Raw genomic sequence first — 24,408 nt, forward strand, 5'->3', positions numbered from 1 at the left:
CATCGTGCTTCGTCACGCCCAAAAAAATGATGGCCGCGAAAGCGGCCATCAACATCGTCTGAATTTTCGTCGTAACAACCCCCAAAAAACAAAAAGGCCCGCCGAAGCGGGCCTCTCGTTTCAAAGGAGCAGCGCTAGGCTGCGACCGTGCCGAAGGTAGGCGATTTCGTAGCCTCCTCGAGTGCCATGTCGGATTTGAGTGCGATACCAATATACCGGACTCGACCGGCCACCTTCTCCTTTTTCACGCCAAGCTCGGCGAATTCACGCGCGAAGCTCGGAAGTGCTGCGGGTTCCTTGTTCTTGGAGTCACACCAAGAGCAATAGTCCTCGTAAAGTTCAGTAGCCGTTACACTTGATCCGTCACGGACCTCGACATTCTCCTTGTAGAAACGTTCGGTGTTATTTTCAGGGGCGAGACGAGCAACCGGAGCTGCGACTCTCGCTTCGACAACCTTCTGCTCGACCTGATGCACTTCTGCGGGGCGAGCTTCGATTGCTGGCACCTGGACAACTTCGCGTTCGAGAGGAATCTCGATCGAGCGATTGTCGTTGGCGCCGGAACGCGGCTTGCTTGTCTCAACGGCGATCGGTGTAAGCACCGGAGCCGCCACCGCTGCCGCAGCGGTGATTTCCTCTGCCTTCGCCAGTTTCGGCGCGGCAGACTGACGGTCATAGAGCCGCCACTGACTGAATGCGACGTACATGCCGAATCCAGAACCGATTTCGAGCAGCAGCGCCACGAACAACGTCAGGGCCATCTGCACATTCTCGATCTTGACGCTCGGGAAGAAGGCCGAGGCAAGCTCAGTCAGAACCTTGGCTTGCGGATCGGCTTCCGACAGCGCAGGCTTGCCTGCGGCCGCATCGATCTTGGATCGGAGCTCGGAGATGCGAACGTCGGCGGTCTTCGCAGCGCTTGCCGAAGCAAGCTCAGCGTCAAGACCGGTCAGCTTCTGACAGAAGCCGCGCTCCGTCTTCGAATTGACGTCCTTGCAGCCGTTCGTCCACTTCCAAGCTCTCTGCATCTTGAGACCGTCGATCTCGCTCTGCACCGCCTCATAGGGCCGATGCTGAGGAATCCAGCCAGCTTGCTCTTCGGCACGCTTCAGCTCGGTTCTCAGATCCTGATACGACTGAGCTTCCTGCGCGCGTTGCCCGGTCGAGTCGAAGCGGTTCAACGCTGCGTGTCCGAGCGCCGAGGTCATGGAATAGGTCGTCACGACCGTCCACACCAGCGCCGACGCAGCCGCCTGCGACCAGATTCGATTTCGAACAGCGGCGAAGAAGAAGAATGGTATCAGTGCTTTTAAACAGTCGGCCGCAGCGGATGCTGCGCCATAAATCTGGCCGTCCAGCTCGGACCGTCCGAGACTGAAGCCAAAACGCCAGTTCATCGCGGCCGACACGGCTAATAGAACGCCGGCTGCTAGAACCCCCAACACGCCTAAAACGTGTCTCATTTCGTGTGCCCTCTCCTGTGAGGGCCGGTTTACGTGACGCGATACAGACCGGCCATTTCGGCTTGTGGCTGCGCACCTGAGGAGGGAGGCGGCGACCAATGCTCCGGAACGCACAACCGGCACGGCTGCGGACGATATCCTGTTTGACCGACTGTGAGCTCCACTGTCATCCCCATGACAGTGGCAGACGAGCAACTGGGATACTGCGCAACCACGCGAGCCAAGAGCTACCAATCTCCGCCGAGTTGAAGATGCCATACCGGTTCGCCGCTCGAATCCGGTGGATGACTTTTCCTCAAGGTCGACGCGAGGCTGGAAAACGTAAACGCGAATTAAACTCCCCTCGCCCCCAGCCGTAGCTGAGTCGACCTGGGTTGTGAATCGTTTTGACAGGAGAATCAGAATTCTAGGTTTCGCTGCGTGCTGAGTTTTGAACCTCGCGCGCCTCTGTGCACAAGAGCCAGGCGCAGTTGATAACAGAGCGGTTTTCAAGAGGTTTTGCACCGCTTGTCCCAGCTTTGTCATACGAACAGTCTAGCCGCGCAGGCGATCGGCGCATTTGCGGCGAGACGAGCAAATCCGCGCCTCTGTGTCGATCATGTTACACGCACGCGACACGAGTTACCTCTTACAACCGTGCGCGCTTTGGTGCATGCTCGGAGGCGGCGCGGATGTATGCGGCCGCGCGACCGCAGACCCTTCAGCTGGCATGTTCGAGGCAACCCGTAGCCGCTGAAAGGACGAGGCTCGAACTCGCAAATCGCGATGTCGATCTTGCTTCTGCGCGTCGCGGAGTTGAGTGGAGTTTCGCCATGCAGCAGTTCGGTGGATGGCTGTTGTTGCTCTCAGGCGTCGTAGCGTTGGGCGGCTATCTGACATTGCCGCCGGCATCGGACGAGGTTGCCGCTCCCGCCGAAGTCTCACACGTCTCGGTCGTGCCCTATCATGCTCGCCGCCCTGGCGACGCCGTCACACGCACCTTTTCTCCGGTCTCCGCGACCTACCGCGAGGCCGTACTCGCAAACGGGCAGCCCGTGCCAGAGCGCCAGCCGCAAACCACGACGTGGGCCGCGACCGTAATCTCTGAGCCGTCGCCCAGCGCCGTGCTCAGATCCGCGAAACCGGCCGACGCACGCACACGCTACGAGCTTGCGCGCGATCTGCAGAAAGCGCTGAAGCGCGCTGGATGCTATTGGGGCGAAATCAACGGCCTCTGGAATCCGTCGACCAAACGCGCGATGTCGGCCTTCATGGATCGAGCCAACGCGACGCTGCCGATCAAATCGCCGGACTACATTCTCCTGAGCCTCGTCGAGAACCGCCGGGAGATTTCCTGCGCATCCGGCTGCCCGGCGGGGCAGGCGATGGACTATACGGGACGCTGTGTGCCGAACGCGGTCATGACGCAAGCTTCGAAACGGTCGAAGCGGCTCGAGACGCGCTACGCATCCGAAACTCGCGCGCCTGCTGGCTCCGGTCGGATCGCCGCGACCAAGGCCGAACAACTGCCCTGGCTCGATCGTGACGGTCGCTCGATCGTTGCAGACACCACCGCACGCGCCGCACCGCCACCCGGCATGATGTCCGTCGGCGGCCCCAGCGCCGGGCTGCGGCCTGCTCCCGCGTTGCCCCTCGCTCAAAAGGTCGTCATCGAACACGACGACGATCGCATGGTGGCCGAGACCGCGAACGGCGCCGATCCCGCAGCGAACCCCGATAAGCTTGCAGCCCTCTCGTCCGATGACGCGGCGGCGGCCGAGTACGCGCCCGTCGCGAAGCCGGCGAAATCCCGCCGTGCACGCCACACGCGCGAATGGCGAGACGACCGTCCTCGCCGCTCCGCTTATGGCGGCCGCTCGCGGCGTGGCGATCCAAGGCCCGGAACGATCCGCTATAATGTGGCGCAAGTGCTCGGTGGCATCTACTGACGGAGAGCGAGCAAGCGGCTGACGATCAGAGCTTCGTCCCGTCGCGCACCCAGTTGAGGTAATTGGCGCTGCCGCCGGAAACGGGCAGCACCAGCACCGCCGGGGTTTCGTAGGGATGATGCGCCAGAATGTGAGCGACGGCGCGCTCCGCGCCTTCTGCTCCGAGCTTGGCGATCAGCACGGCCTCGTTCGACGTCTCCGTCACGCCCTTCCAGACATAGACCGACGTCATGCCTGGAAGCACATTGACGCAGCCCGCGATCCCCTGCTCCACCATGATCCGGCCGGCAGAAAGCGCCGCATCACGATCCGGGTACGTCGCATAAATCATGACCACGGCTGCCGCTGGCGCGGCAACACCTGCTCCTTTATCAGCCACTAGGGGCTTGTCGTTTTCCGGCACTTGAGCGAGCCTCCCTGCCGCCATAGGCCCGCATCAGCCGCAAAGCCATTCATGTCCAAAGAGAAAAACAAGTTCGAACGCATCGCCTTCGTCGCGAGCGACGTGCCAGAGGCGATCGAGGCCCGCGAAGCGCTGATCAAACGCTACGGCAAGACCGATCCGGCGGACGCCGATGTCATCGTCGCCCTCGGCGGCGACGGCCTGATGTTGCAGACGTTGCACCGGTTTATCAATGACAAGATCCCGACCTACGGGATGAATCGCGGCTCCGTAGGCTTCCTGATGAACGACTACAGCGAGGACGATCTTCGGGAACGTCTCGCAGCCGCCGAGATCAGCCGCATCCATCCGCTGTCGATGATCTCGACCGACAGCACCGGCAAGGCCCAGAAGAGCCTCGCGATCAACGAGGTCTCGCTGTTTCGGCAGCGCTATCAGGCCGCCAAGCTGAAAGTCGCCATCGACGGCAAGGTCCGCCTCGAAGAGCTGATCTGCGACGGCATCCTCGTCGCGACGCCCGCCGGCTCCACCGCCTACAATCTTTCGGTGCACGGACCGATATTGCCGATCAAGGCCGCGCTCCTCGCCGTGACGCCGATCAGTCCGTTCCGCCCCCGGCGCTGGCGCGGCGCGCTCGTCTCAAACAAGGCGCACATCACGATATCGGTGCTGGAAGCGCAGAAGCGCCCGGTCAGCGCCGCCGCCGACCATTTCGAAACCCGCGATGTCGTGAAGGTCGAGATCGAACAGGCGCGCGCCATCGAACTCTACATGATGTTCGACCGCAACCACGGCCTCGAAGAACGCCTGCTGGCGGAACAATTCAGCTATTGATTAGCGCTTTGCGACTCCGCTTCGCGGAGCCGGCCGCAAAGCGCAATGCTACCCCGAAAACCGACTGGCCTCCTCGGCCGGACGGGAGAACCCGAGGGCGGAGAAGGCCATGATTTGGTGAGTATGCTCTCGGCATCTCTGCCGCTGGCGGAGCGGTGCTGATCCCGCCGCAACGGATGATGCCCGGAGCACGCATTTCGTTAGAATGCCGCCGATCCCGTTAACAACCGGTTAAGATTTCCAGATCGACGGGCCAAAAGCCGACGCGACTATGCCGTCCACTCGGTGATCAGGTTTTCGATGACCGGCCGCTCGCGCTCTTCCGGCTTCTCCATTGGCTGCCCAATATAGAGGAACCCGGCGATCCGCTCCGACTCCTTGAGACCAAGCGCCTCGCGCACCGTTTTGCTGTAGGCGATCCACTCCGTCAGCCACGTCGTTCCGAAGCCCAGCGCGTTCGCGGCGAGACACGTGTTGTAGCAGACAGCCGCCGCGGACAGGATCTGCTCCCATTCCGGCGCGCCGGGCCGCGGCTTCAGCGACGAGACGACCGCCACGACCAGAGGCGCACGCAGGAATCGCTCGCGCTCCATGTCGAGCCGGACGTGCGAAGGCGGCTGACTTTCCTCGGCTTGGCAGGCCTTGGCGAAAACTTCCCCAACACTTTTTCGCGCGTCGCCTTCGAAAACGATAAACCGCCATGGTGCCAGCTTTTTATGGTCCGGAACGCGCGCCCCGACCGTCAGAATCTGCCGCAATTGTTCAGGCGTCGGTCCGGGTGCCGCGAGACGATCCGGCTTCACTGAACGTCTTGCCGCAAGAAATTCAAAAATCGGGGTATTCATGTCTTATTCCGTCTCGTTCTGGTTGCCGTCTCGCTATCGCAGGCCGCCGCCTGTTACAATTGGAATCAGGACGAAATCGGCGTGAGGGGACGATGCGCCTAAGGATTCTGCAATTCGCCGCAGTGGTGACAGCCGCGAGCGCTGCCGCGCTCTCTGGCGCGCGCGCCGACGATGCACCGACGGCGATGCTGATCGTCGACGGATCGGGATCGATGTGGGGCCGCCTCGCACCTGACAACAAGCCGAAGATCGACGTCGTGCGCGAAAAGCTCGCGACAATTCTGCAGACGCCGTCATCGACGCGCGTCGGGCTCGTATCGTTCGGCCACCGCCGCCGCGGCGATTGCAACGACGTCGAGCTGATCGCCTCGCCCGACAGCGAACGCGCCGCGCTTCTCGGCCCCCTCGCGAAATTGAACCCACGAGGCCCCGGCCCCGTCACCGCAGCTTTGGAGATTGCGGCCGACGCGATCGGAACGTCGCGACCGGCGCAGATCATCATCGTCGGCGACGGCGCCGACAACTGTCAGCGGGACAGCTGCGCCGCCGCGAACGATTTCGCGAAGTCAGCGCCCGGCGTCGCCGTTCAGGTCATCGGCATCGGCGTGCCCGCGACGGAGCGGCCGCGCATCGCCTGCGTCGCCCAGGCGACCGGCGGGCGTTACTACGATGTCACCGACTCCGCTGGACTGAACGCGGCGCTCGATGAAGCGACGAAACTCGCGATCCTTGCTCCCGGCGCGCCGGCCGTGGCCGCGAAACCCAATGAGCCGGCTGCTCCGCCACCGCCCGCAGGCGCGACGCTGCGCGCGTCGGCAAACCTTGCCGAAGGCAGCCCGCTCCTCACCGTGCCGATGCGCTGGAGCATCTTCAAGGCCGGCGAAAAGGATATCGCCGGGCGCTCGACCGGTCCCGACATCAGCGCCAAGCTCGCGGCCGGCAGCTACGATATCGAAGTCGAGCTTGGGTCCATCGTCGCGCGGCGGCAGATCACCGTCACGGACGGCGGCGCGGAAAGCATCATCATTCCGATTGACGCCGCGCACCTCAAGGTCAACGCCATCGCCGCCAAAGGCAGCGCGCCATCTGAGACCGCGACGATGACGGTCGCAGCCGGAGACAAACCCGTAGGGCTCGCACGCAACGGCGTGATCGATCTCTATCTGCCGCCCGCCGACTACACCGTGACCATTGCTGATGGCGTCGCACATGCGAGCCGCGCGGTGTCGCTCAGCGCAGGCGACGTCAAAACGGAAAACGTGACGCTCGGCACCGGCCGCGTCGAACTCTCCGCCACGACGGGCGCGAATGGCGTCGCCCCCGATGATCTCATCTACACGATTTACGAGGACGATCCCGAAAGCCCGAATGGGCGGCGCGAAGTTGCCCGCTCGCACGCCAGCGAAGCGAGCTTCGTTCTGCCATCTGGAACGTATTACGCCAGCGCGCGATCCGGCGCCGCCGACGTGCGCCAGCGCATTGCCATCGGCGCCGGCGAGACCGTGAAGCAAACGCTGACGCTCGCACTCGCACCGCTGAAGCTTTCGACCGTCGTCGCAGGATCGCCCGCGACGGCAGCGCAAGGCATCGTCTACCGCATCGACAAGGCCGATGGCGACAAGGCGCGCATCGCCCGCGCCGTCGGGCCGGAGGCAGCCTTCTCCTTGCCACCCGGGCGCTATAAAGTGAGCGCCACGCTTGCCGCGTATCCGCTATCGACGTCGCAGGACATCACGCTCGAAGGCGGCAAGCCCGTCGAAGCGACGCTCAGGATCGAGGGCGGGATGGTCAGCTTTCGGCCACCCGCGGAAATCGCGACCAGCGACGTCTACTGGGAAGTGATGGACTCGAGCGGCACCCCGGTATGGCGTAAGACGGGCCGCGAGGCGAAAACGCTGCTCGCGCCCGGCCGCTACAAAGTCCGGGTTGAATCGCAAAGCACACGCCGTGAAACCGACTTCGATGTTCGCGCCGGCGAAACGAAAGAAGTTGAGATCGGCCGAGGATGATGCAGGCTTCGAAGCAATCGAACCTCCGCAGCGGCGGTGCCCGTAAAACGGCATCACCATCGAGCATGCTGATGCGCGCCGCAGCCCGAACGAGGTCTGCAATCTTGGCGCTCGCCGCAGCCGTCCTGCTCGCCGCTCCGCAGCCGTCGCTCGCGCTCGATCCTATCCCCGACGGACCGCCGAGCGGCCCGCTCAATCTGCATATCCCGCCGCACAAATCCGCACCGAAATCACCGAACACGACGGTCATCGAACGCGCGGGAAAAACCGGATTGCCGTCGCTCAGGCTCGTCGCGCTGCTCACCGGCGACGGACAGCAGATCGACGAAGGCCTCGTCTGGAGAATTTTTCAAAGTACCGGCCCCACCGGCAAAGCGAAGCTCGTACTGGAATCGCACGAGGCGACGCCGCTCGTGAAACTTCAGCCCGGCGACTACACCGTCAATGCAGCCTTCGGCCGGGCGAACCTGACGCGCAAGATCGCCGTTAAAACCGACGGCCCGCCATATGAAGCTTTCGTTCTGAACGCCGGCGGTCTGCGCCTCGGAGCGACCGTCGCGGGCGCGCCTGCGGCTCCCGGAGCCGTGACGTATTCGATTTATGCCGACGATCACGACCAGTTCGACAGCCGCTCCGTCGTTATCAGCGGCGCTAAGCCCAATCTCATCATCCGGCTCAATTCCGGCATCTACCGCATCGTCTCGCAGTACGGCGACGCCAACGCGAAGATCGAAGCCGACGTGACCGTCGAAGCGGGCAAGCTGACCGAAGCGAACGTCACGCACACCGGCGGCAAGGCGACGTTCAAGCTCGTCACGCGTTCCGGCGGCGAAGCGATGCCCGACACGCGCTGGACGATCCAGACCGACGACGGCGAAATGGTGAAAGAAAGCGTCGGCGCTCTACCGACGCACGTGCTGGCGCCCGGAAAATACATCGTCACGGCATCATCGGGCGGCCATCTCTACAAGAACCGTTTCGAGATTGCGGACGGCGAAGTGAAAAACGTCGAAGTGCTGATGGCGGCGTCGGCCCTCGGCGCGCGCTCGGCCGGTGCGACCGATATCGCTCCGACAAACGGCGACAGCCTCGACAGCGTCGGCAAGCCATCGTTCGATTTCAAAACTCCGTAAGCACCCAGTCGGTCGGGCAGCCGTTTTCGCGCATCAGCTTTTCGACGCGGGCATGCTCTTCCGAATGGCCGCTGGCCTGAAACGCCTCGCGCGCCAGATGCCAGTGCTCGCAGGCGCTCGTCAGGTCGCCGGTGCTGCGCGCGGCGTCGGCCAGATGCATCCGCGCGATGGCGTGCGTCGACTCCGGACCATGAAGCGCGGCATATCCCGCAGCAGCCGTCAGCGCCGTCATGCGCGCTTTCTCATCACCGAGCTTCTGATAGGCAAGCGCCTGTGCAAGGTAGAGATCTGCGACCGCCACGTTGTTGTTCCCCGCCTTCGCTGCCTCGATCCGAGTTGCAATCGCGCCTACGTCGTCGACCGGCATCGCATAGGCGTGCGCGGCGGTATCGCGACGCCCCTTAGCCCGTTTGATCGCTATGCGCCGCAATAACAGAAGCACCAGCGTCAGCAGGACGGCTAACGGAATCGCAAAAATCGCTTCGCCCGGCAGCGTTTCGATTATCCTCTGGATGGTCACTACACTGCTCTTTCAACGTGAACCGGGAATTCCCGTGACCAAGCCGTTCGCCTGTTAGCGCATCGGCGCGGAATACATCAGCCCGCCCTTAGTCCAAAGGTTGTTCAACCCGCGATCTAGTTTCAGCGCCGAGCCCTGCCCGAGCGTGCGATCGAAAATTTCGGCGTAATTGCCGACCTGCCGGACGACCTGATAGGCCCAATCGCGCGCCAGCCCGAGCGGCGCACCGATGTCCGCCTCGAGCCCCAGGAAACGGCGAACGTCGTGCGATGGCGAAACTTTCATCATCTCGACGTTGCTGCTGTTGATGCCGAGTTCCTCGGCGGCAACGAGCGCCATGTACGTCCAGCGCACGACCGCAAACCAGGAATCGCGTCCGACTTTCACGGCAGGTCCCAGCGGTTCCTTGCTGATATACTCCGGAAGCAGCATTTGATCAGCGCCGTTGATCAGCCGGCTGCGCTCATAAGCGAGCAATGAAAGATCGCCGGTAAGAACCGTGCAGCCGCCGCTGGAGTACGTCTTGACCAGTTCATCCCAACGATCCGATGTGATCAGCTGGTAGCGCATTCTCCTGGCGCCGAAATAGTCCGCGACCGCGTTGGCATCCGTTGATCCCGGCAGCACGCAGATCGACGCTCCGGAAAGCTCGAGCACGCTTGAAATCGAATGGTTGCGCGGCACGATGAAACCTTGCCCATCGTAGTAGAGGGCCCCCACGAAGCGCGCGCCGAGTTCGGTATCGCGCGTGAGTGTCCACGACGTCGCCCCCATCAGCACGTCGATTTCATTGTCCCGGAGCGCGTTGAATTTATCGCTCGGCATCAAGCTCAGAAACTTGACGGAGTCCTTGTTGCCTAAAACTGCGGCAGCGAGCGCTGAACAGAATTCAACATCCAGACCTTTCCAGGTCCCACTGCCGCTGATTTCGCTGAAACCGGGAGCACGTTCGCTGACGCCGCAGACGACGTGCCCGCGCTTGCGAATGGTATCAATGAGGCTGGCTTCGCTCCAAGCCGGGCCGCACAATCCACCAGCCATCGATCCGATGGCCAGGATCAGCGCCGCACACCTCATTGCAATTTTCATATGCACTTTCCAGCGAACCCTTTACCGGGCATTCGATTGCTTGTTGCCCGGCGATGGGCACGGTGGCCCGTCATGGTACGTTAATCGTCGCGATCGCAGGGGCCACACACATCCCGCGCCAGAGCTTAGCGGTCAAGGCCTTGACCGCGCACGAAACTTGCGCCACGAGGTCCGATCCTGCGGCCGGAGACGCGAAGAAATGACGGATAAGGACGATCATTCAAAGCCTGCGACGCGTCCGGAAACAAAGGTCGTTCACCTCGGTCGCGAACCCTTTGAACAGCATGGCTTCGTCAACCCGCCGGTTTATCGCGGTTCGACGGTTCTCTACAAAACGCTCGACGCCATCAACTCGCGAAAGCAGCCCTACACCTACGGCCGCCGGGCGACGCCGACGACGCGCGCGCTCGAAGACGCAATCACCGACCTCGAAGGCGGCGCGGCAACGATCCTGACGTCATCGGGTCTCGGCGCGGTATCGACGGCTCTGCTCGCATTCGTGACGGCCGGCGATCATATCCTTATCACCGACAGCGCTTATCAGCCCGGACGTGCGTTCGCGGACCGGATGCTGAAGCGGCTCGGCGTCGAGACGACGTATTACGATCCGCACCTCGGCGCGGACATCGCGAAACTCTTTCGTCCGAATACGCGCCTGGTGCTCGTCGAGAGCCCAGGTTCGCAGACGTTCGAGATGCAGGACATTCCCGCCATCGCGAACGCGGCGCACGCGCGCGACATCTGGGTGCTGGCCGACAACACCTGGGCGACGCCGCTCTTCTGCAAACCGCTGGCGCTCGGAGCCGACGTCTCGATCCAGGCGGCGACGAAGTACATCGTCGGTCATGCCGACGCGATGCTCGGAGCGGTCACTGCCAATGCCCGCGCGGCGCGCTTGCTCGATCATGCCAAGGAAGCGCTCGGAACGTGCCCGGGCTCGGAAGAAACGTACCTCGGCCTGCGCGGGCTTCGGACGCTCTCCGTCCGTCTCCAACAACATCAGAAATCGGCGCTCGCCGTTGCCGAGTGGCTGGCCGCGCGCCCCGAGGTCGACCGCGTTCTCTATCCGGCTTTGCCGAGCGATCCCGGACATGCGCTCTGGAAGCGCGACTACACCGGCGCGAGCGGATTGTTCGGCGCCGTCCTGAAGCCCGTTTCCGAAACCGCGCTGGCGGCATTTCTCGATGGATTGAAACTGTTCGGAATGGGCTACTCGTGGGGCGGCTACGAAAGCCTCGTCATCCCGTTCGACCCGACGAGCTACCGCACGGCGACGAAGTGGATCGGCCCCGGCCCGGCACTGCGCTTCCACATCGGCCTCGAAGCCGTCGAAGATTTGCTGCGCGATCTCGACGCCGGTTTCGAGCGGCTCAATACCGCGTAACCCGCGCGCGCATCAGAATCCGAGCTTCATGCGGATGATGTCGCCGACGCTATCGTTGTAGCGTTTGTAACCCGCGCTCGAGAAGCTGTTGGTGACGCCCATCGGCGCGCCGAAACCGTCGCCATCCTTTTTCGAGCGACCTTCTTCACGCAGCCGCACCTTCTTCAACATCGACGTGTCGATCTCCGCGAGGTGATCCTTGCCGACGTCGATCTGTTTCCATTTTCCCGCCAGCGCCAGTGTGATGCGCTTCTGGTGGCCATAGTAATCCTTGAAATACTGCGGCTGCCCATCGTCGCCGACCCACACCGTGAAGTATCCGACGTGCACCGGGATAGGCGTCTCGAGCGTCACGTTGTTGTCCTTCGGACCCTTGCGGACGAGGCGTTTGACGTCAAAGGCCCCCGCGCCGCGATCGATATCCAATAGATCCTGAGCGAAGACCTGCGGGTTACGCACGCGCACGCAGCCGTGACTGTAGAGACGTACGCGCTCGTTGAAGAGATGCCGCGACGGCGTGTCGTGCAGGTAGACCGAGTGCTTGTTCGGAAACAGAAACTTGACGAGACCGAGCGCATTGTCGTCGCCCGAGGGCTGGAAGATCGTGTACTCGCGCAAGTTGGCCTTGGCCCAGTTGACGCGCGTGCTGTCGATCGTGCGCCCGTTGCGCATCACGACATAGCCTTGCTGCTCGATCGAGCGTCCCGACAGTAGTGCGGTCAATTTGATCGAGTCCGGCAAATTCCATTCCGGCCGGAGCACAATCGTCTTCATACTCTTTGAAAAGATCGGCGTCTGCTTGTCGGCCGTACCGACCACGACGCGGTCTTCGAAGACCGGCGCATCGTCTTTCGTCAGGCGGATCGAAAACGCGGGAATGTTGACGAAGACGTTCGTCGCGCCGAGCTCTTGCGGCATCCAGCGCCATTCTTCCATGTTGGCGATGACCGCCGCGATCCTGTCGGCGTTGGTTTCGGAACCGTCGCCCGCAAGCGCGGCGCGCGTCGCCGGACCAACAAACCCATCGGCGCGCAAGCCAGCGGAAGCTTGGAACGTCTTCACCGCCGAGACGAGCGCCGCATCGAACACCGTTTCTTCGCCTTGAGCCGACGCGACGCCGAAACGCTTCTTCAGTGTCGCGACTTCAGGGCTCTTCGACTTGCGCTGCAACGACGGTCCGCGGCGCGCGATCTGCAGGTCCTGCGGTTCGCCAGGCTGCTTGCCGCGCAGCGTCGCAAGCAAGGCCTTCAACTTCAGGAACTGGTCCGCCGACGGTTGCCATTCGCGTAGCGTAACGTCGGGCGCCGGCGATTGTGAAATCTTTGCCAGGATGTCCTGCGCGCTCGAAAGCGAAGGCTGCCGGTCGATGTAGGACGACAGTTGCGCTTCCGGGTTCGGAATGCGTCCGCCTTGCGCCTGATGCGCATAACGGAGAACCGACGCCGTGATCTCAAGCTCCGCATCGGCGGTCTCGTCGCCCGTCCAACGCCCTTCTGCTTTCGAGCGGCTGAGAGCCGCGAAGGGGAAATCAGCCGACCTCAGTCCCCATGCGTCGGCGCGGCGAATTTCGGCGATGGCAAGATCCGCAGCCCGCGTCGTTCCCGTCTCGTCGACCCACAACGGACGGCAGTCGCGCGCCGCATAGAAGGCGGTAACGGCGGGGCGATCCTCGCTATCGAAGCCGTCGAGCGCCCCCGACGCTGTCCTCGCGCAAATGGCGGACTGAGCCATGCTCCGGTCGTCCGCAAAGCTCTGCGCCGCGGTCACCGGAAGTGAGACGGACAATACCGCAAGCAGCCGGAACACGGCTTTGAAGGTCGGACGCACCACGAAACCCACTCTCTACAATCGCGACGAAAACTAGCTCGTCCAATATAGGGCGTTTTTGCGTCACGACCACAACCGCGCCGTAAAAACGGCACCGCTGCTTAACCCTTTATGACCTTGTCATGAGAATCGGCGAGTTGGCGATCCCGGCAGGGGTCGAACCTGCAACCTTCGGAGTCGAATTCCGACGCTCTATCCATTGAACTACGGGACCGCAGCGCGACGCGAGTCGCAAGGCGATTTCTTATCGACTGGGAGGTGAATTGTCGACACCCCGCCCGTCCTCCAGTTTCGCTCAGGAGAGCGGCACCTGGTTAATACGAAAAATTTTTAACTCCGATATCGGAACTTCGGCGCGCCGCACAGAGTTGCGAACATTCGGGGAGTTGGCGTGCACACTTCTACTCAGGGAACGCGAACCTGATGACTTACGTTGATCGTCAAATCGGAAATGCAAGCACTGTACATATCCGATATCATCTCGACGCCATATTCAGCAGTGCAGCCGCTGTTCGGAAATTTCTGGGAGAAGCGCATTCCGCGTGCTCTTCCCTTCTCGCCTTCATTTCACACGCACAGGGTCCGACCCATTCGGCGTCGGCGCTCGTCTACGGCGGTGTCGCAGCCGCCGGCACGGTGCTTTACGAAGCGTGGGACGATGCGGCCGAAGAAGGCCGTCCAACACGCGGCTTGATTTGCGAGCGCGGATGTCTCCGCCGCTTGTCAAAAAGATTGCATGTCAAAGCGACCGACGAAATCCGTCTGCATCAAGATGTTCTTGATCGGCGCTTCCGGTATCGGGTGCGAACGCTGAGATCGCAGCGAAGTGCCAACTTCTGAAGTTCCACGGTGACGTTAGTCCAACAGAAACTCGGAGCGCCGGCCTGACAGGTCGGCGCTTTTTTGCGTGCAAGCTTACGCGCCATACCCGCCGATCACTGGCAGGATTTCGCCGGTGATATAGCTCGAACAGCAGGGCGCCGCCATGAACACGAAAGCGGGCGCAATTTCCTCCGGCTGCGCCGCGCGATGCATGGCCGAGGTCGTGCCGAACTTTGCGACGTCTTCCGCTGGCCGGTCCGCCGGATTGAGCGGCGTCCAGACCGGTCCCGGAGCCACGGCATTGACCCGGATGCCTTTGTCGATGAGTTGCGACGACAGCGACCGCGTAAACGCATGGATGCCGCCCTTGGTCATCGAATAATCGAGCAGCTCTTTGCTCCCCTCGATGCCCGTGACCGAGCCGGTCATTACGATCGATCCACCGGGTCTGATGTGCGGGATCGCGGCGCGCGCCATGTAGAAATAGCCATAGAGGTTGGTTTTCAGCGTTCGGTCGAAATGCTCGTCGGTGAGATCCATGATGTCGGACGTGTGTTCCTGAAACGCAGCGTTATTGACGAGCACATCGAGCTTGCCGAAGTCCGCGACGGTTTTCTCAACCGCCGCCTTGCAGAAATCTGAATTCGAAACGTCGCCCTGGATCAGGATGCAGCGCGCGCCTTCCTTCTCGACCGCCGCCTTCGTAACCGCCGCATCGTCCTTCTCTTCCAGGAAGCAGATGGCGACGTCGGCGCCTTCGCGCGCGAAAAGCACGGCAACGGCGCGTCCAATCCCGGAGTCGCCGCCCGTAATCAGCGCGACCATATTTTTGAGCTTCTGCGAACCCTTGTAGCCGGGTGCTTCGAACATGGGCTTCGGCTCGAGCAGCTCCTCGCTTCCGGATTTCCTCTGATGCTGCGCGGGAAACTCCGAAGGGTACTCACGCGCGCCTGCCTGCATCGGCGCTTTCGCGCTCTTCGATTTCGAGGATGACGTCTCGTCAACGACGTCCACATCGGCCTGCACGCGCCGCCCCTCTTCGGCCGTCTCTTTCGCTTGTTTCGGTTTCGATGCCATCGAAAAGTAGTCCTCTTGAACAAACATCAGCGCACGCGCCGCCGGGCACGAGAAAGCATAAGGAAGTCATTGATGAACTGTCCGCGAGCTGCACAGTTCCTGCGCTTTTTGAGGAACCGCCGGTTCAGCAAGACGTTGGATCGCACACCATAAAGGCTGCGCGATCGGACGAATGCGGTGTTCGGCCAGAGGCTCAGTCCTTCGCACAAGGAGGTTGATCTAATGAACTTCAAAGCTCTTTTGACAGCAGCTGCCATTCCGGCGTTCGCGACGGTCGCATACGCGCAAACAACCACGCCAGCTCCTTCGACCGCGCCATCCGCAACGACCGCGACCACGACACCGTCGGTAAGGACGACGGGCGATGCGATGGCTCCGCAATGGTATTCCACGCAGCAAGGCGAATGGCGCACGAGCAAGCTGATAGGTTCGAAGGTGCAGAATAAAGCCGGCGAATCCATCGGCGACATCAACGAGATTATTCTCGCGAGCGATGGCTCGGCCGCTGCAGCCGTGATTGGCGTCGGCGGATTCCTCGGCATGGGCGAGCATCATGTCGCCGTGCAATTCAAGTCGCTGAAGATCGACCGCGACACCAAAGGCAACATCGTCATCACGCTCGACACGACCAAAGACGCTTTGAAGAGCGCGCCGGCGTGGAGCGATACGAACACTTGATGGTGTCTCGAACGTCTGTGCGCAGATCTCGTATCCGCGCACAGCGTCTCAAACGAACACAGATGGAGACAGCAATGAACCCTGAAATGACAATGCTCGAGACCAGCAAGGTGCCGGGAACGTCCGTTTATGGCGCTTCGCGCGAGTCGATCGGCGAAGTCGACGATTTGATCGTCGATACGGTATCGGGAAAAGTCCGTTATGCCGTTTTGAGCTTCGGCGGCTTCCTTGGCCTCGGCAAGAGCAGCTACGTTATTCCCTGGACGTCACTGAAATGGGATCAGGAACTCAACGGCTACGTAACTGGCGTCACCGAGGAGCAGTTGAAATCGTCGCCCGACCTCGATCCGACATCTTTGCGCAGTCGCGATTTCGAACAGCGGTTGCACACCAACTACGGCGCGCCAAGCTACTGGGACCTCGAAACGCGTAACAACTAATTGGCCGCAGAACACAGGTTCAAAGGGCATTCGCGAGTTTGAGCTTGCGGATGCCTTGTCTGTTTTGCCGACGTCGTCAAACCTTCGTCGGAGCCGATCCGAAACCGTCCGGAGCGGAATTTTCCGGATCGAGCATCATCAAGGCTCGATTGACTTCATCGAGCAGGTTTGGCTCGTCGCCGCTCATATTTTCATCGGTCGCGCGTTGAAGCGCGCGCGCGTCCAGTTCCCAGCGCTTCAGGATTTCGATCTTCTGATCACGCGAGAGCCCGGGGCACGCGACAACTTCGAGCGGAAAATCGAATATCGAAACAGGACTCGTGATCGCTTCGGTGAGTTCCTGCTTCGTCAGAGTGACCGACTCCGTCTTCATCGCAATGATCCTGGCGAATGGATTTAACAACGATAAAAACGCATGCGAATAAACTGCGGTTCCGGCCTCCTCCGACGCCGCCTTTTGCGCGAGAGCGTCGAAAGACCTCGTCACTTCTCTGGAACAAAGCCTTGCGAGGCCGGGTTTCCGACCTGGACAGCAAGAAAAGGAGAAGATGAATGAATGTTCTGAAAGTTGCAGCTTTAGCAGCATCGTTGTCGGCTCTCGGCTGCGCTGGCGCGATGGCTCAAAGCAACGATACCGTTCAGCGTCCGCCGTCGATGGCTCCATCGGAGACTCCGTCAACGACGGCGCCGTCTAGCGAAGGCGTGAGCTCGGGTGAATCTGGCGTGACGTCACCCGCCGGCATTCCGGCCGATCCGAACACCAATCAGAATGTCCAGCCTGGTCCGTCGACCGGCACGCCATCGGATCCAGCCGCTGGCTCGACCCCTGGCGCGCGCGTTCCGACTTCGCCGCCTGGAACCGGAACATCGAGTCCGTAATTCGCAGAACATGTCCCCAAAAAGAAAGGATCCGGGCGTTCGCTCGGATCCTTTTTATTTCAGCCTGCTACAGCGACACGCTTTTAGTACGTGCACTGCTCATAACGCCGCCACCAATACGGGCTGCCGGTCGCGATGGCCCGCCGATACAGCCAGCCGCAATCGCCACCGTAATAACCGTCGTTGTAGTAACCGTAATCGTAGAAGTAGGGCGCTCCAATGAAGATGCGCCGGCCGCGATGATGCCGCCAACGACCGTGATTGCGTCCGCCCCAGTTCCCGTGACGCGCGAAGTCCCGGCCGCGCATACCGCGCCCGTCACCGAAGTTGCGGCCCGGCGTAAACGAGCGTCGGTTGAAGTTGCCGCCGCGGAAGCCGCCTGTACGCGGACCGCTGAAACCGCGATTGCCGCTGAAGCTGCGGTTTCCGGCGAACCCGCCGCCGCCGAAGCTGCGACCGCCACCACCACCGAAACTGCGGCCACCACCGCCGCCGCCAAACCCGCCGACGCTCGGACCGCCGCCACCGCCACCTTGAGGCCTTGCCTCGGCGACAGCGCCGCCCAGCGCCAGGAGCAGAACCGCTCCCGAGGCTATTACGAACTTTCTGATCATTGCTTTAGGCTCCTAGCTAGATTTCCGTCGTGCACGTATTCAACAAACCGAAAATATCAACGCTCAGTTCCTGCATTGCTGCTTCGCCGTGATGAGCGACGGAATTGGAACGGCCCGGATTAAGGCGCGTTGTAACTTCGCGTTTTCATAAATCGATTAACACCTATGGCAGCCCAGGACTTTGAGAAAAGCCCCGCCGTCGGCCCCAGTAAACCACGTCTCTTCAAAGTTTTAGGGCCAGGCCTCATCACCGGCGCCTCGGACGACGATCCGAGCGGCATCGCGACCTATTCGCAGGCTGGAGCACTGTTCGGCTTCGGGCTGTTATGGACGATGGTCGTTGCCTATCCGTTGATGGCCGCCGTGCAGGAGATCAGCGCCCGTATCGGCCGGACCACCGGCAAAGGTCTCGCGGCCAACATCATTCCCAATTATCCGCCGGTCGTCGTGTTCGGTCTCGTCGGCCTTTTGTTTATGGCTAACATCATCAACATCGGCGCCAATCTCGGAGCGATGGGTGACGCCGTTGCGTTGCTCGCAGGCGGCCCGCGACTAATCTACGTCATCGCGTTTGGCGTTCTTTGCACACTGATGGAAGTCTTCATGAAGTACACGCGCTACGTCGCCGTGCTGAAATGGCTGACGCTCGCGCTGTTCTCCTACATCGCAACGCTGTTCGCGATCGACATCCCCTGGACCGGGGTCATCTCCGGCCTGCTGGTGCCGAAGCTCTCGACCGACGGCAACTACTGGCAGACCGTGGTCGCCATCCTCGGCACGACGATCAGCCCTTATCTGTTTTTCTGGCAGGCCTCGCAGGAGGTCGAAGACATTCATGAAATCCCCAAACGCGAACCGCTTCTGACGAGCCCTCGCCAAGCTCCGTCCGCCCAACATCGCATAAGGATCGACACGCTCGTCGGCATGGCGTTCTCGAACATCGTCGCGATCTCGATCATCGTGACCGTCGGAGCAACGCTGCACCCGGCCGGCATCACGGACATCGAAAGCTCGGCGCAGGCGGCATCGGCATTGAAGCCGATCGGCGGCGCCTTCGCGTTCGGCCTGTTCGCGCTCGGCATTATCGGAACGGGGATGCTTTCAATTCCCGTTCTCGCAGGCTCCGCCGCTTATGCGTTCGGCGAAGCGCTCAAATGGAAAGTCGGACTGTCGTTGAAACCGACGGAAGGCAAAGCCTTCTACGGCATGATTGCCCTTGCGACCCTCGTCGGCATCGCGATCAACTTTTCGGGATTGAACCCCATCAAAGCGCTATACTATAGCGCCGTCATCAACGGGGTCGTGGCCGTGCCCATCATCGCGATCATGATGCTGATGGCTGGAAATAAGAAAGTCATGGGGCAATTTACGGTTCACGGATGGTTGAGCTACCTCGGCTGGGCCACCGCCGCCGTCATGGCGCTCGCGAGCGTCGCTATGCTTGTCGGAATGCTCTGACAGAGACGCCGATCAACCTTTGTCACCATCGCCATCCTCCGAAGTCAGCAGCCCATAGTCTTGCGATCTCAACGGCTTCACGGCTCCTTCCAGCTGCTTGATGTGAAGGCCGACATTCAACAACTGGCGTATCGCAGCCGCGCGGCTCGGCATGCGCTGCTGAAACCGCCAATCGTCGATCGCCGCCAATTCTTCGTCGCTCAGCATGATCTGGATGCGGGTTTCGCGAGATAATCCGCCCATAGACTTGCCTCTCCCCTTCCCGCCTCCGACTGGCGTCACTTACTCATTCGACACCAAAACGGTATGTGGGGTAGAATGTTCCATGATCGCATTAACCTCGGATTTGGTATTTCGCGGATGGTTTCCCGTATGCCGATGCGGTATGCCGGGAGCTTAGGTAGCGTCAGTGAGCAACATGTCCTCAGGGTTTAATGTCTTCGGGCCGGAAGAACTCGATCGCGCCGAAAGCATCCTCAGCGAAGTCTGGGCTTCAGTGCCGGGCGACGTTCGCAAAGGCCCGGGCGCGGACATCTTGCGCGAACGCATGGCCCGCCACGTTCTCGCAGCGCTCGTAAACAGCGGCGCCGACTCCGATGAACTCAAAGCCTCGGTGATGAGAGCTGGTGCGTCCGACTGGGCCCGCGCATAACCGAAATCGAAGGGGAACCTTCTTCCTCATTTTGTCGTTCATCAACCAGACGCATGTACCAACGTGTGTCAGGCGCCGAAAGGTGCTGGGCCGTCCGGGAGCCTCCATGACTCCCCGGCGGCTTTCTTTATATTTGCGGCATCCGCTGGCGGCAGGCGCAAGCCGCAGCTAAGCTCTTGAAGCTTTTCGCGGAGACTGAGGGATGGCGTCGAAACAGCTTTCCGAATATCGCGCCAAACGCGATTTCACCAAGACAGCCGAGCCCAGCGGCGCGAAATCGGTCCGCCCCGCCAAGCATCTCCGCTTCGTCATCCAGAAGCACGACGCAACCCGATTGCACTATGATTTGCGGCTTGAACTCGATGGCGTGTTCAAATCCTGGGCCGTGACCAAGGGGCCGTCGCTCGATCCGAAAGTCAAACGCCTCGCCGTCGAAGTAGAGGATCATCCTCTCGATTACGGGGACTTCGAGGGCACGATTCCGAAAGGACAATACGGCGGCGGTACCGTCATGCTCTGGGATCGTGGGTTCTGGGCGCCGCTCGGCGACGAAACACCCGAGCAGCAATTGCGCAAGGGCGATCTGAAATTCGTGCTCGTCGGCGACAAGCTCGAAGGCAGCTGGGTTCTCGTGCGCATCAAGAACGATCGCGCCGGCAACAAGCGCACGAACTGGCTTCTGATTAAGCATCGCGATCAAATTGCAAAGCCCGGCGACGATGACGGCATTCTGAAAAAGGATCGATCCGTCGCATCCGGCCGGTCGATGTCCGATATCGCTGCCGGGCGCGGCAAAGGACCCGAGCCCTTCATCTCGAAACGCCGTCACGCCGCCAAGCCGGACGCCATTTGGAACTCGAACCGCGCCGACGGCGAAGCCGAGGAAGACGAGAAAAAGCCGGCGCCGTTGCGCCGCGTTGTTGTGAAAAAAGCAACGAACGCCGGCAAACGCTCGGCGAAAAACACTGACGGTGGCCCGAACACCGTCTGCGGAATTACGATTTCGAACCCCGATAAAAAGCTGTGGCCCGCGAATACCGGCGCCGCGGTTTCGAAACTCGACCTCGCGCATTATCTCGAGACAGTCGGACCTTGGATGCTCGAACACATCAAGGGCAGGCCGTGCTCCGTCATCCGCGCGCCCGACGGCATCGACGGAGAAACGTTCTTTCAGCGTCATGCCATGCGCGGCATGTCCTCCGAGATCGACCTCGTCCGCATTTCCGGCGATCGCGAACCCTACATCGAAGTCAACAGCGTCGAAGCGCTCGTGGCGCTCGGGCAAATCGCGGCGCTCGAATTCCATCCCTGGAATTGCGAACCGCTCGAGCCGGATGTGCCGGGCCGTCTGGTGTTCGATCTCGATCCGGCGCCGGACGTTCCCTTCGATCGTGTTGTCGACGCCGCCAACGAATTGCGCGAGCGCTTGCAAGCTATCGGTCTTGTGCCCTTTTGCAAGACGACCGGCGGCAAGGGTCTGCATGTCGTGACGCCGTTGAAGCCGCGCCGCGGCGACGGCATCGGCTGGAACGAAGCGAAGACGTTCGCCGGTGCGCTCTGCCAACAGATGGCCGCCGACGATCCGAAGTCGTATCTGATCAAGATGACGAAGAAGCTGCGCACAGGCCGGATCTTTCTCGACTACTTACGCAACGATCGGATGGCGACGGCGGTCGCGCCGTTGTCGCCGCGTGCGCGGCCGGGTGCGACCGTCTCCATGCCGCTCACCTGGAGCCAGGTTCGCAAAGGCCTCGATCCGGCGCGCTTTACCGTGCACACGGTTCCTGACCTGCTCGCCAAATCCAAAGCGTGGAACGACTACTGCGACTCCTGCCGTCCGCTCGGAGCTGCGATCAAATCGCTGCTCGGCAAGTGAGCCGTGGGGTGGCGCGCGGCAGGACGACCATCGGAGCACGAACGCGTACTGCGACCGCGAAACCGAAGGCGGCGTCTCGCAACGGCACGCGAACGCCCAAAATGCCCGCCGCTGCAGTTAAAAGCGCGCTTCCCGACTTCGTCGATCCCTGTCTTGCGACGCTTGTCGCGGCGCCGCCCGAAGGCGACGATTGGGTGCACGAGATCAAATTCGACGGCTATCGCATTCAGGCCCGCATCGACGGCGACGACGTTCGGCTCATCACGCGCAGCGGATTGGATTGGACAGACCGTTTCGGTGAGCTTTCCGAATGGCTGCGCAAGGTCCATCGCGGCAAGGCGCTGATCGACGGCGAACTCGTCGTCGAAGACAGCTCCGGACACTCCAACTTCTCAGAGCTCGCCTCAGCGCTGAAGAGCGGAGTTTCGGATCGCTTCATTTTTCAGTGTTTCGATCTTCTGCATCTCGACGGCTTCAATCTGATGCCCGCCCCTCTGATCGAACGGAAAGATCTGCTTCGGCAAATACTGGTGCGTCGCCCTGTACCGGGCATTCGCTACAGCGAACATCTGACCGGCGACGCTGCCCGTATGCTGAGCGAAGCATGCCGTCTCGGTCTCGAAGGACTCGTCTCCAAACGCGCCAACAGACCGTATCGCTCAGGCCGTCACGACGACTGGCTGAAGAGCAAGTGCATTCAAGTCGATGAATTCGTCATCATCGGATACGTCGTGTCGAATGTCTCGGCCAGCGCGGTCGGCGCGCTCGTCGTCGGCTATTTCGACCGCAAGCGCCTTGTGTACGCAGGGCGCGTGGGAACCGGATTCGCTCAAAAGACGGCCGTCGCTCTGATGAAGAAGCTGAAGCCGCTCGCAATCGCCGCCCCGTCATTTGCTTCCGCATTGACAGGCTTGCAGCGTAAGGGCGTCGTCTGGGTCGAGCCCGTGCTCGTCGCGCAAATCGAATATCGCGCCTGGACCGGCGACAACCTGCTGCGCCACGCGGCGTTCAAAGGCTTGCGCGAGGACAAGCCTGCCGTCGACGTCCGCCGTCCTGTCGTCAAGTCTCCAAAAACCTGATCCGGCGCGCCCGCCCGGTCATCCGCGCGCGCGGCTTTTGGTTTTCGGTTTCGGCTTGCTGCGCTTTGCCGGCTCGCGCTTCTGCTGCGAAGCCGCCGTTTTGGTCGATGATCGCGCGCTCTTCGCCGGAGCCTTGCCGGTCGAGCGCCGCAGCGCATCCATGAAGTCGATGACCGTGCCGCCCGCCGGACGCTCGTCGCCGCCACCGACTTCCGTCGACTCTCCGCCCTCGACCTTCTCCTTGACGAGATTGCGAAGCGCCTCGGCGTAATGGTTCTTGAAATCGCCGGGTTCGAATTTGCGCGTGCGTTCCTTAATGAGTTGCTTGGCCATTTCGATCAGCTCCGGCCGAAGCTTGCCGTTGCTGATTTCGGAAAAGACGTCGTCGGCATCGCGCACTTCGTTGGCGTAGCGCAGCGTCTCGATCATCAAACCGTCGCCGCTCGGCTTCATGGCGATCAGATTTTCGCGTCCGCGCATCGTCAGCTGTCCGACGCCGAATTTCTTCGACTCCTTCAGCGCATCGCGGATGATGCGATAGCCTTCCTCCGCGACGTCGCCGTCAGGGAGCACGTAATACGGATTATCGAAGTACAGCGGATCGATGGAGCACGCATCGACGAATTCCGTCAGCTCGATCGTGTGCCGCGTCGAGAGCTTGAGCTTGTCGAGCTCGTCCGGCTCGAACAGCACATAGCTACCGTCATCAAGTTCATAGCCCTGCACGATGTCGGATTGCGGCACGACCTTGCCGGTCTCCCCCGCCACCTTCTGATAGCGGATACGCTGCTTCGATTTACGATCGACTTGATGCAGCGCGATCTTGTCTTCCGAAGCGGTCGCGCTGACGAGCCGGATCGGAATGGTGACAAGAGCCAGGCGGAGATGCCCCTTCCAGAACGACCGCGCGGTGGCCATGATCTACTCCCTGGGACGCAATACAATGGGAGGATTATAGCGCAGAATGCGCGAAATCCCCCGTTTACGCCAAGCAACGCCGCGATGCGGGGAACGGTTCCGCTTAACGCTGTTTCCGTTCGCTATTTCGGCTCCGTGATCGCCACCCAGTGATAGCGATTGCTCAGCGTACGCCGATGCTCCTCCGCCTCTTGCCTCGTTGCAAACGTCATCGCTGCATCCACGTCCTGGACGCCGCTGTTGTCCTTGCCCAGATAGATTTCCGTGCCGCCGGAATAAATGACGTCAGGCTTACGTTCGACGAGCATCCACTTCATCGCAAGGCTCTGTAATCGCTTCCGGCCCCCGCGCGACCATCGGCCGGGCCCGAACGGAAGTTGTAGCCGAACGGTCAGCCAGAGAAATTGACAATTCGGACGTACTCCAACTTTTTTTACCGCCAGCCGCGCCCGATGCTGGCCTCGGCTGGCGATACCGGTA

At 61.4% G+C, this 24,408-nt stretch carries 24 protein-coding genes and 1 tRNA gene; 12 read left to right on the forward strand and 13 right to left on the reverse strand.

Annotation, left to right across the window (positions count from 1 at the left end):
- Window positions 1–134: 134 nt before the first annotated feature.
- Window positions 135–1,463: a hypothetical protein gene (locus HYPGJ_RS08315; protein WP_046846831.1), complete on the reverse strand. Its 1,329-nt coding sequence runs from the start codon at window positions 1,461–1,463 to the stop codon at window positions 135–137.
- A gap of 812 nt (window positions 1,464–2,275) precedes the next feature.
- On the opposite strand from HYPGJ_RS08315, the gene HYPGJ_RS08320 reads away from it, so the two are divergent.
- Window positions 2,276–3,391, forward strand: coding sequence for a hypothetical protein (locus HYPGJ_RS08320; RefSeq protein WP_046848234.1), 1,116 nt, complete (start codon window positions 2,276–2,278; stop codon window positions 3,389–3,391).
- Between the two features lie 25 nt (window positions 3,392–3,416).
- On the opposite strand, the gene cutA is transcribed toward HYPGJ_RS08320, so the two are convergent.
- Window positions 3,417–3,770: a divalent-cation tolerance protein CutA gene (gene cutA, locus HYPGJ_RS08325; RefSeq protein WP_244466051.1), complete on the reverse strand. Its 354-nt coding sequence runs from the start codon at window positions 3,768–3,770 to the stop codon at window positions 3,417–3,419.
- Between the two features lie 75 nt (window positions 3,771–3,845).
- On the opposite strand from cutA, the gene HYPGJ_RS08330 reads away from it, so the two are divergent.
- Window positions 3,846–4,628, forward strand: a complete 783-nt coding sequence (locus tag HYPGJ_RS08330; protein ID WP_046846833.1) for an NAD kinase — start codon at window positions 3,846–3,848, stop codon at window positions 4,626–4,628.
- A 269-nt stretch (window positions 4,629–4,897) separates the two neighbouring features.
- Here the strand turns inward: HYPGJ_RS08330 and HYPGJ_RS08335 are convergent, their stop codons facing one another.
- Window positions 4,898–5,473: a nitroreductase gene (locus HYPGJ_RS08335; protein WP_013215116.1), complete on the reverse strand. Its 576-nt coding sequence runs from the start codon at window positions 5,471–5,473 to the stop codon at window positions 4,898–4,900.
- A gap of 92 nt (window positions 5,474–5,565) precedes the next feature.
- Here HYPGJ_RS08335 and HYPGJ_RS08340 point away from each other — a divergent pair, with 92 nt between their 5' ends.
- On the forward strand, window positions 5,566–7,482 hold the full coding sequence (locus HYPGJ_RS08340) for a VWA domain-containing protein (protein ID WP_046846834.1): 1,917 nt from the start codon (window positions 5,566–5,568) through the stop codon (window positions 7,480–7,482).
- A gap of 104 nt (window positions 7,483–7,586) precedes the next feature.
- On the forward strand, window positions 7,587–8,615 hold the full coding sequence (locus HYPGJ_RS08345) for a hypothetical protein (protein WP_244466052.1): 1,029 nt from the start codon (window positions 7,587–7,589) through the stop codon (window positions 8,613–8,615).
- On the opposite strand, the gene HYPGJ_RS08350 is transcribed toward HYPGJ_RS08345, so the two are convergent.
- Window positions 8,602–9,135, reverse strand: a complete 534-nt coding sequence (locus tag HYPGJ_RS08350; protein ID WP_046846835.1) for a hypothetical protein — start codon at window positions 9,133–9,135, stop codon at window positions 8,602–8,604. The genes HYPGJ_RS08345 and HYPGJ_RS08350 overlap by 14 nt on opposite strands.
- Window positions 9,136–9,189: 54 nt before the next feature.
- Entirely contained in the window at window positions 9,190–10,224 is a 1,035-nt protein-coding gene (locus HYPGJ_RS08355) for an amino acid ABC transporter substrate-binding protein (protein WP_052750846.1), read from the reverse strand.
- A gap of 199 nt (window positions 10,225–10,423) precedes the next feature.
- On the opposite strand from HYPGJ_RS08355, the gene metC reads away from it, so the two are divergent.
- Window positions 10,424–11,608, forward strand: a complete 1,185-nt coding sequence (gene metC / locus HYPGJ_RS08360; RefSeq protein ID WP_046846836.1) for a cystathionine beta-lyase — start codon at window positions 10,424–10,426, stop codon at window positions 11,606–11,608.
- Window positions 11,609–11,620: 12 nt separating this feature from the next.
- Here metC and HYPGJ_RS08365 read toward each other — a convergent pair whose 3' ends face one another.
- The 3 genes from HYPGJ_RS08365 to HYPGJ_RS08380 all read right to left on the reverse strand — a co-directional run bounded on the left by HYPGJ_RS08365 (window position 11,621) and on the right by HYPGJ_RS08380 (window position 15,334).
- Window positions 11,621–13,438, reverse strand: coding sequence for a L,D-transpeptidase family protein (locus tag HYPGJ_RS08365; RefSeq protein ID WP_244466053.1), 1,818 nt, complete (start codon window positions 13,436–13,438; stop codon window positions 11,621–11,623).
- Window positions 13,439–13,573: 135 nt separating this feature from the next.
- A tRNA-Arg gene (locus tag HYPGJ_RS08370) sits at window positions 13,574–13,649 on the reverse strand.
- A 701-nt stretch (window positions 13,650–14,350) separates the two neighbouring features.
- Window positions 14,351–15,334 carry an SDR family oxidoreductase gene (locus HYPGJ_RS08380; protein WP_046848238.1) on the reverse strand — a complete coding sequence of 328 codons (984 nt, stop codon included), beginning with the start codon at window positions 15,332–15,334 and terminating at the stop codon, window positions 14,351–14,353.
- Window positions 15,335–15,556: 222 nt separating this feature from the next.
- Between HYPGJ_RS08380 and HYPGJ_RS08385 the strand changes: the two genes are divergently transcribed.
- Window positions 15,557–16,012: a PRC-barrel domain-containing protein gene (locus HYPGJ_RS08385; protein ID WP_046846838.1), complete on the forward strand. Its 456-nt coding sequence runs from the start codon at window positions 15,557–15,559 to the stop codon at window positions 16,010–16,012.
- 74 nt (window positions 16,013–16,086) lie between these two features.
- Window positions 16,087–16,452, forward strand: a complete 366-nt coding sequence (locus HYPGJ_RS08390) for a PRC-barrel domain-containing protein (RefSeq protein WP_046848239.1) — start codon at window positions 16,087–16,089, stop codon at window positions 16,450–16,452.
- Window positions 16,453–16,528: 76 nt separating this feature from the next.
- Here HYPGJ_RS08390 and HYPGJ_RS08395 read toward each other — a convergent pair whose 3' ends face one another.
- A complete protein-coding gene (locus tag HYPGJ_RS08395; RefSeq protein ID WP_046848240.1) occupies window positions 16,529–16,825 on the reverse strand; it encodes a hypothetical protein in 297 nt (98 codons plus the stop codon).
- Between the two features lie 179 nt (window positions 16,826–17,004).
- Here HYPGJ_RS08395 and HYPGJ_RS08400 point away from each other — a divergent pair, with 179 nt between their 5' ends.
- The gene (locus HYPGJ_RS08400) at window positions 17,005–17,331 is read left to right on the forward strand and encodes a hypothetical protein (protein WP_046846839.1); all 327 of its coding nucleotides are present in this window, start codon (window positions 17,005–17,007) and stop codon (window positions 17,329–17,331) included.
- 83 nt (window positions 17,332–17,414) lie between these two features.
- Here the strand turns inward: HYPGJ_RS08400 and HYPGJ_RS19200 are convergent, their stop codons facing one another.
- Entirely contained in the window at window positions 17,415–17,945 is a 531-nt protein-coding gene (locus tag HYPGJ_RS19200; RefSeq protein WP_046846840.1) for a hypothetical protein, read from the reverse strand.
- 165 nt (window positions 17,946–18,110) lie between these two features.
- On the opposite strand from HYPGJ_RS19200, the gene HYPGJ_RS08410 reads away from it, so the two are divergent.
- Entirely contained in the window at window positions 18,111–19,403 is a 1,293-nt protein-coding gene (locus HYPGJ_RS08410) for a divalent metal cation transporter (protein WP_046846841.1), read from the forward strand.
- A gap of 12 nt (window positions 19,404–19,415) precedes the next feature.
- On the opposite strand, the gene HYPGJ_RS08415 is transcribed toward HYPGJ_RS08410, so the two are convergent.
- A complete protein-coding gene (locus tag HYPGJ_RS08415) occupies window positions 19,416–19,646 on the reverse strand; it encodes a hypothetical protein (RefSeq protein WP_046846842.1) in 231 nt (76 codons plus the stop codon).
- 175 nt (window positions 19,647–19,821) lie between these two features.
- Between HYPGJ_RS08415 and HYPGJ_RS08420 the strand changes: the two genes are divergently transcribed.
- The 3 genes from HYPGJ_RS08420 to ligD (HYPGJ_RS08430) all read left to right on the forward strand — a co-directional run bounded on the left by HYPGJ_RS08420 (window position 19,822) and on the right by ligD (HYPGJ_RS08430) (window position 23,010).
- Complete coding sequence (locus HYPGJ_RS08420) at window positions 19,822–20,055, forward strand: hypothetical protein (RefSeq protein ID WP_046846843.1); 234 nt, start codon at window positions 19,822–19,824, stop codon at window positions 20,053–20,055.
- 202 nt (window positions 20,056–20,257) lie between these two features.
- Window positions 20,258–21,931 carry a non-homologous end-joining DNA ligase gene (gene ligD / locus HYPGJ_RS08425; protein WP_046846844.1) on the forward strand — a complete coding sequence of 558 codons (1,674 nt, stop codon included), beginning with the start codon at window positions 20,258–20,260 and terminating at the stop codon, window positions 21,929–21,931.
- A 101-nt stretch (window positions 21,932–22,032) separates the two neighbouring features.
- Window positions 22,033–23,010, forward strand: a complete 978-nt coding sequence (ligD, locus tag HYPGJ_RS08430; protein ID WP_244466054.1) for a non-homologous end-joining DNA ligase — start codon at window positions 22,033–22,035, stop codon at window positions 23,008–23,010.
- A gap of 18 nt (window positions 23,011–23,028) precedes the next feature.
- Here ligD (HYPGJ_RS08430) and HYPGJ_RS08435 read toward each other — a convergent pair whose 3' ends face one another.
- The gene (locus HYPGJ_RS08435) at window positions 23,029–23,928 is read right to left on the reverse strand and encodes a Ku protein (protein ID WP_046846846.1); all 900 of its coding nucleotides are present in this window, start codon (window positions 23,926–23,928) and stop codon (window positions 23,029–23,031) included.
- Window positions 23,929–24,050: 122 nt separating this feature from the next.
- Entirely contained in the window at window positions 24,051–24,245 is a 195-nt protein-coding gene (locus tag HYPGJ_RS08440) for a hypothetical protein (protein ID WP_046846847.1), read from the reverse strand.
- Window positions 24,246–24,408 lie beyond the last annotated feature (163 nt).

It is taken from the genome of Hyphomicrobium sp. GJ21 (genome assembly GCF_001006785.1).
In the GTDB taxonomy this organism is placed as follows: domain Bacteria; phylum Pseudomonadota; class Alphaproteobacteria; order Rhizobiales; family Hyphomicrobiaceae; genus Hyphomicrobium_B.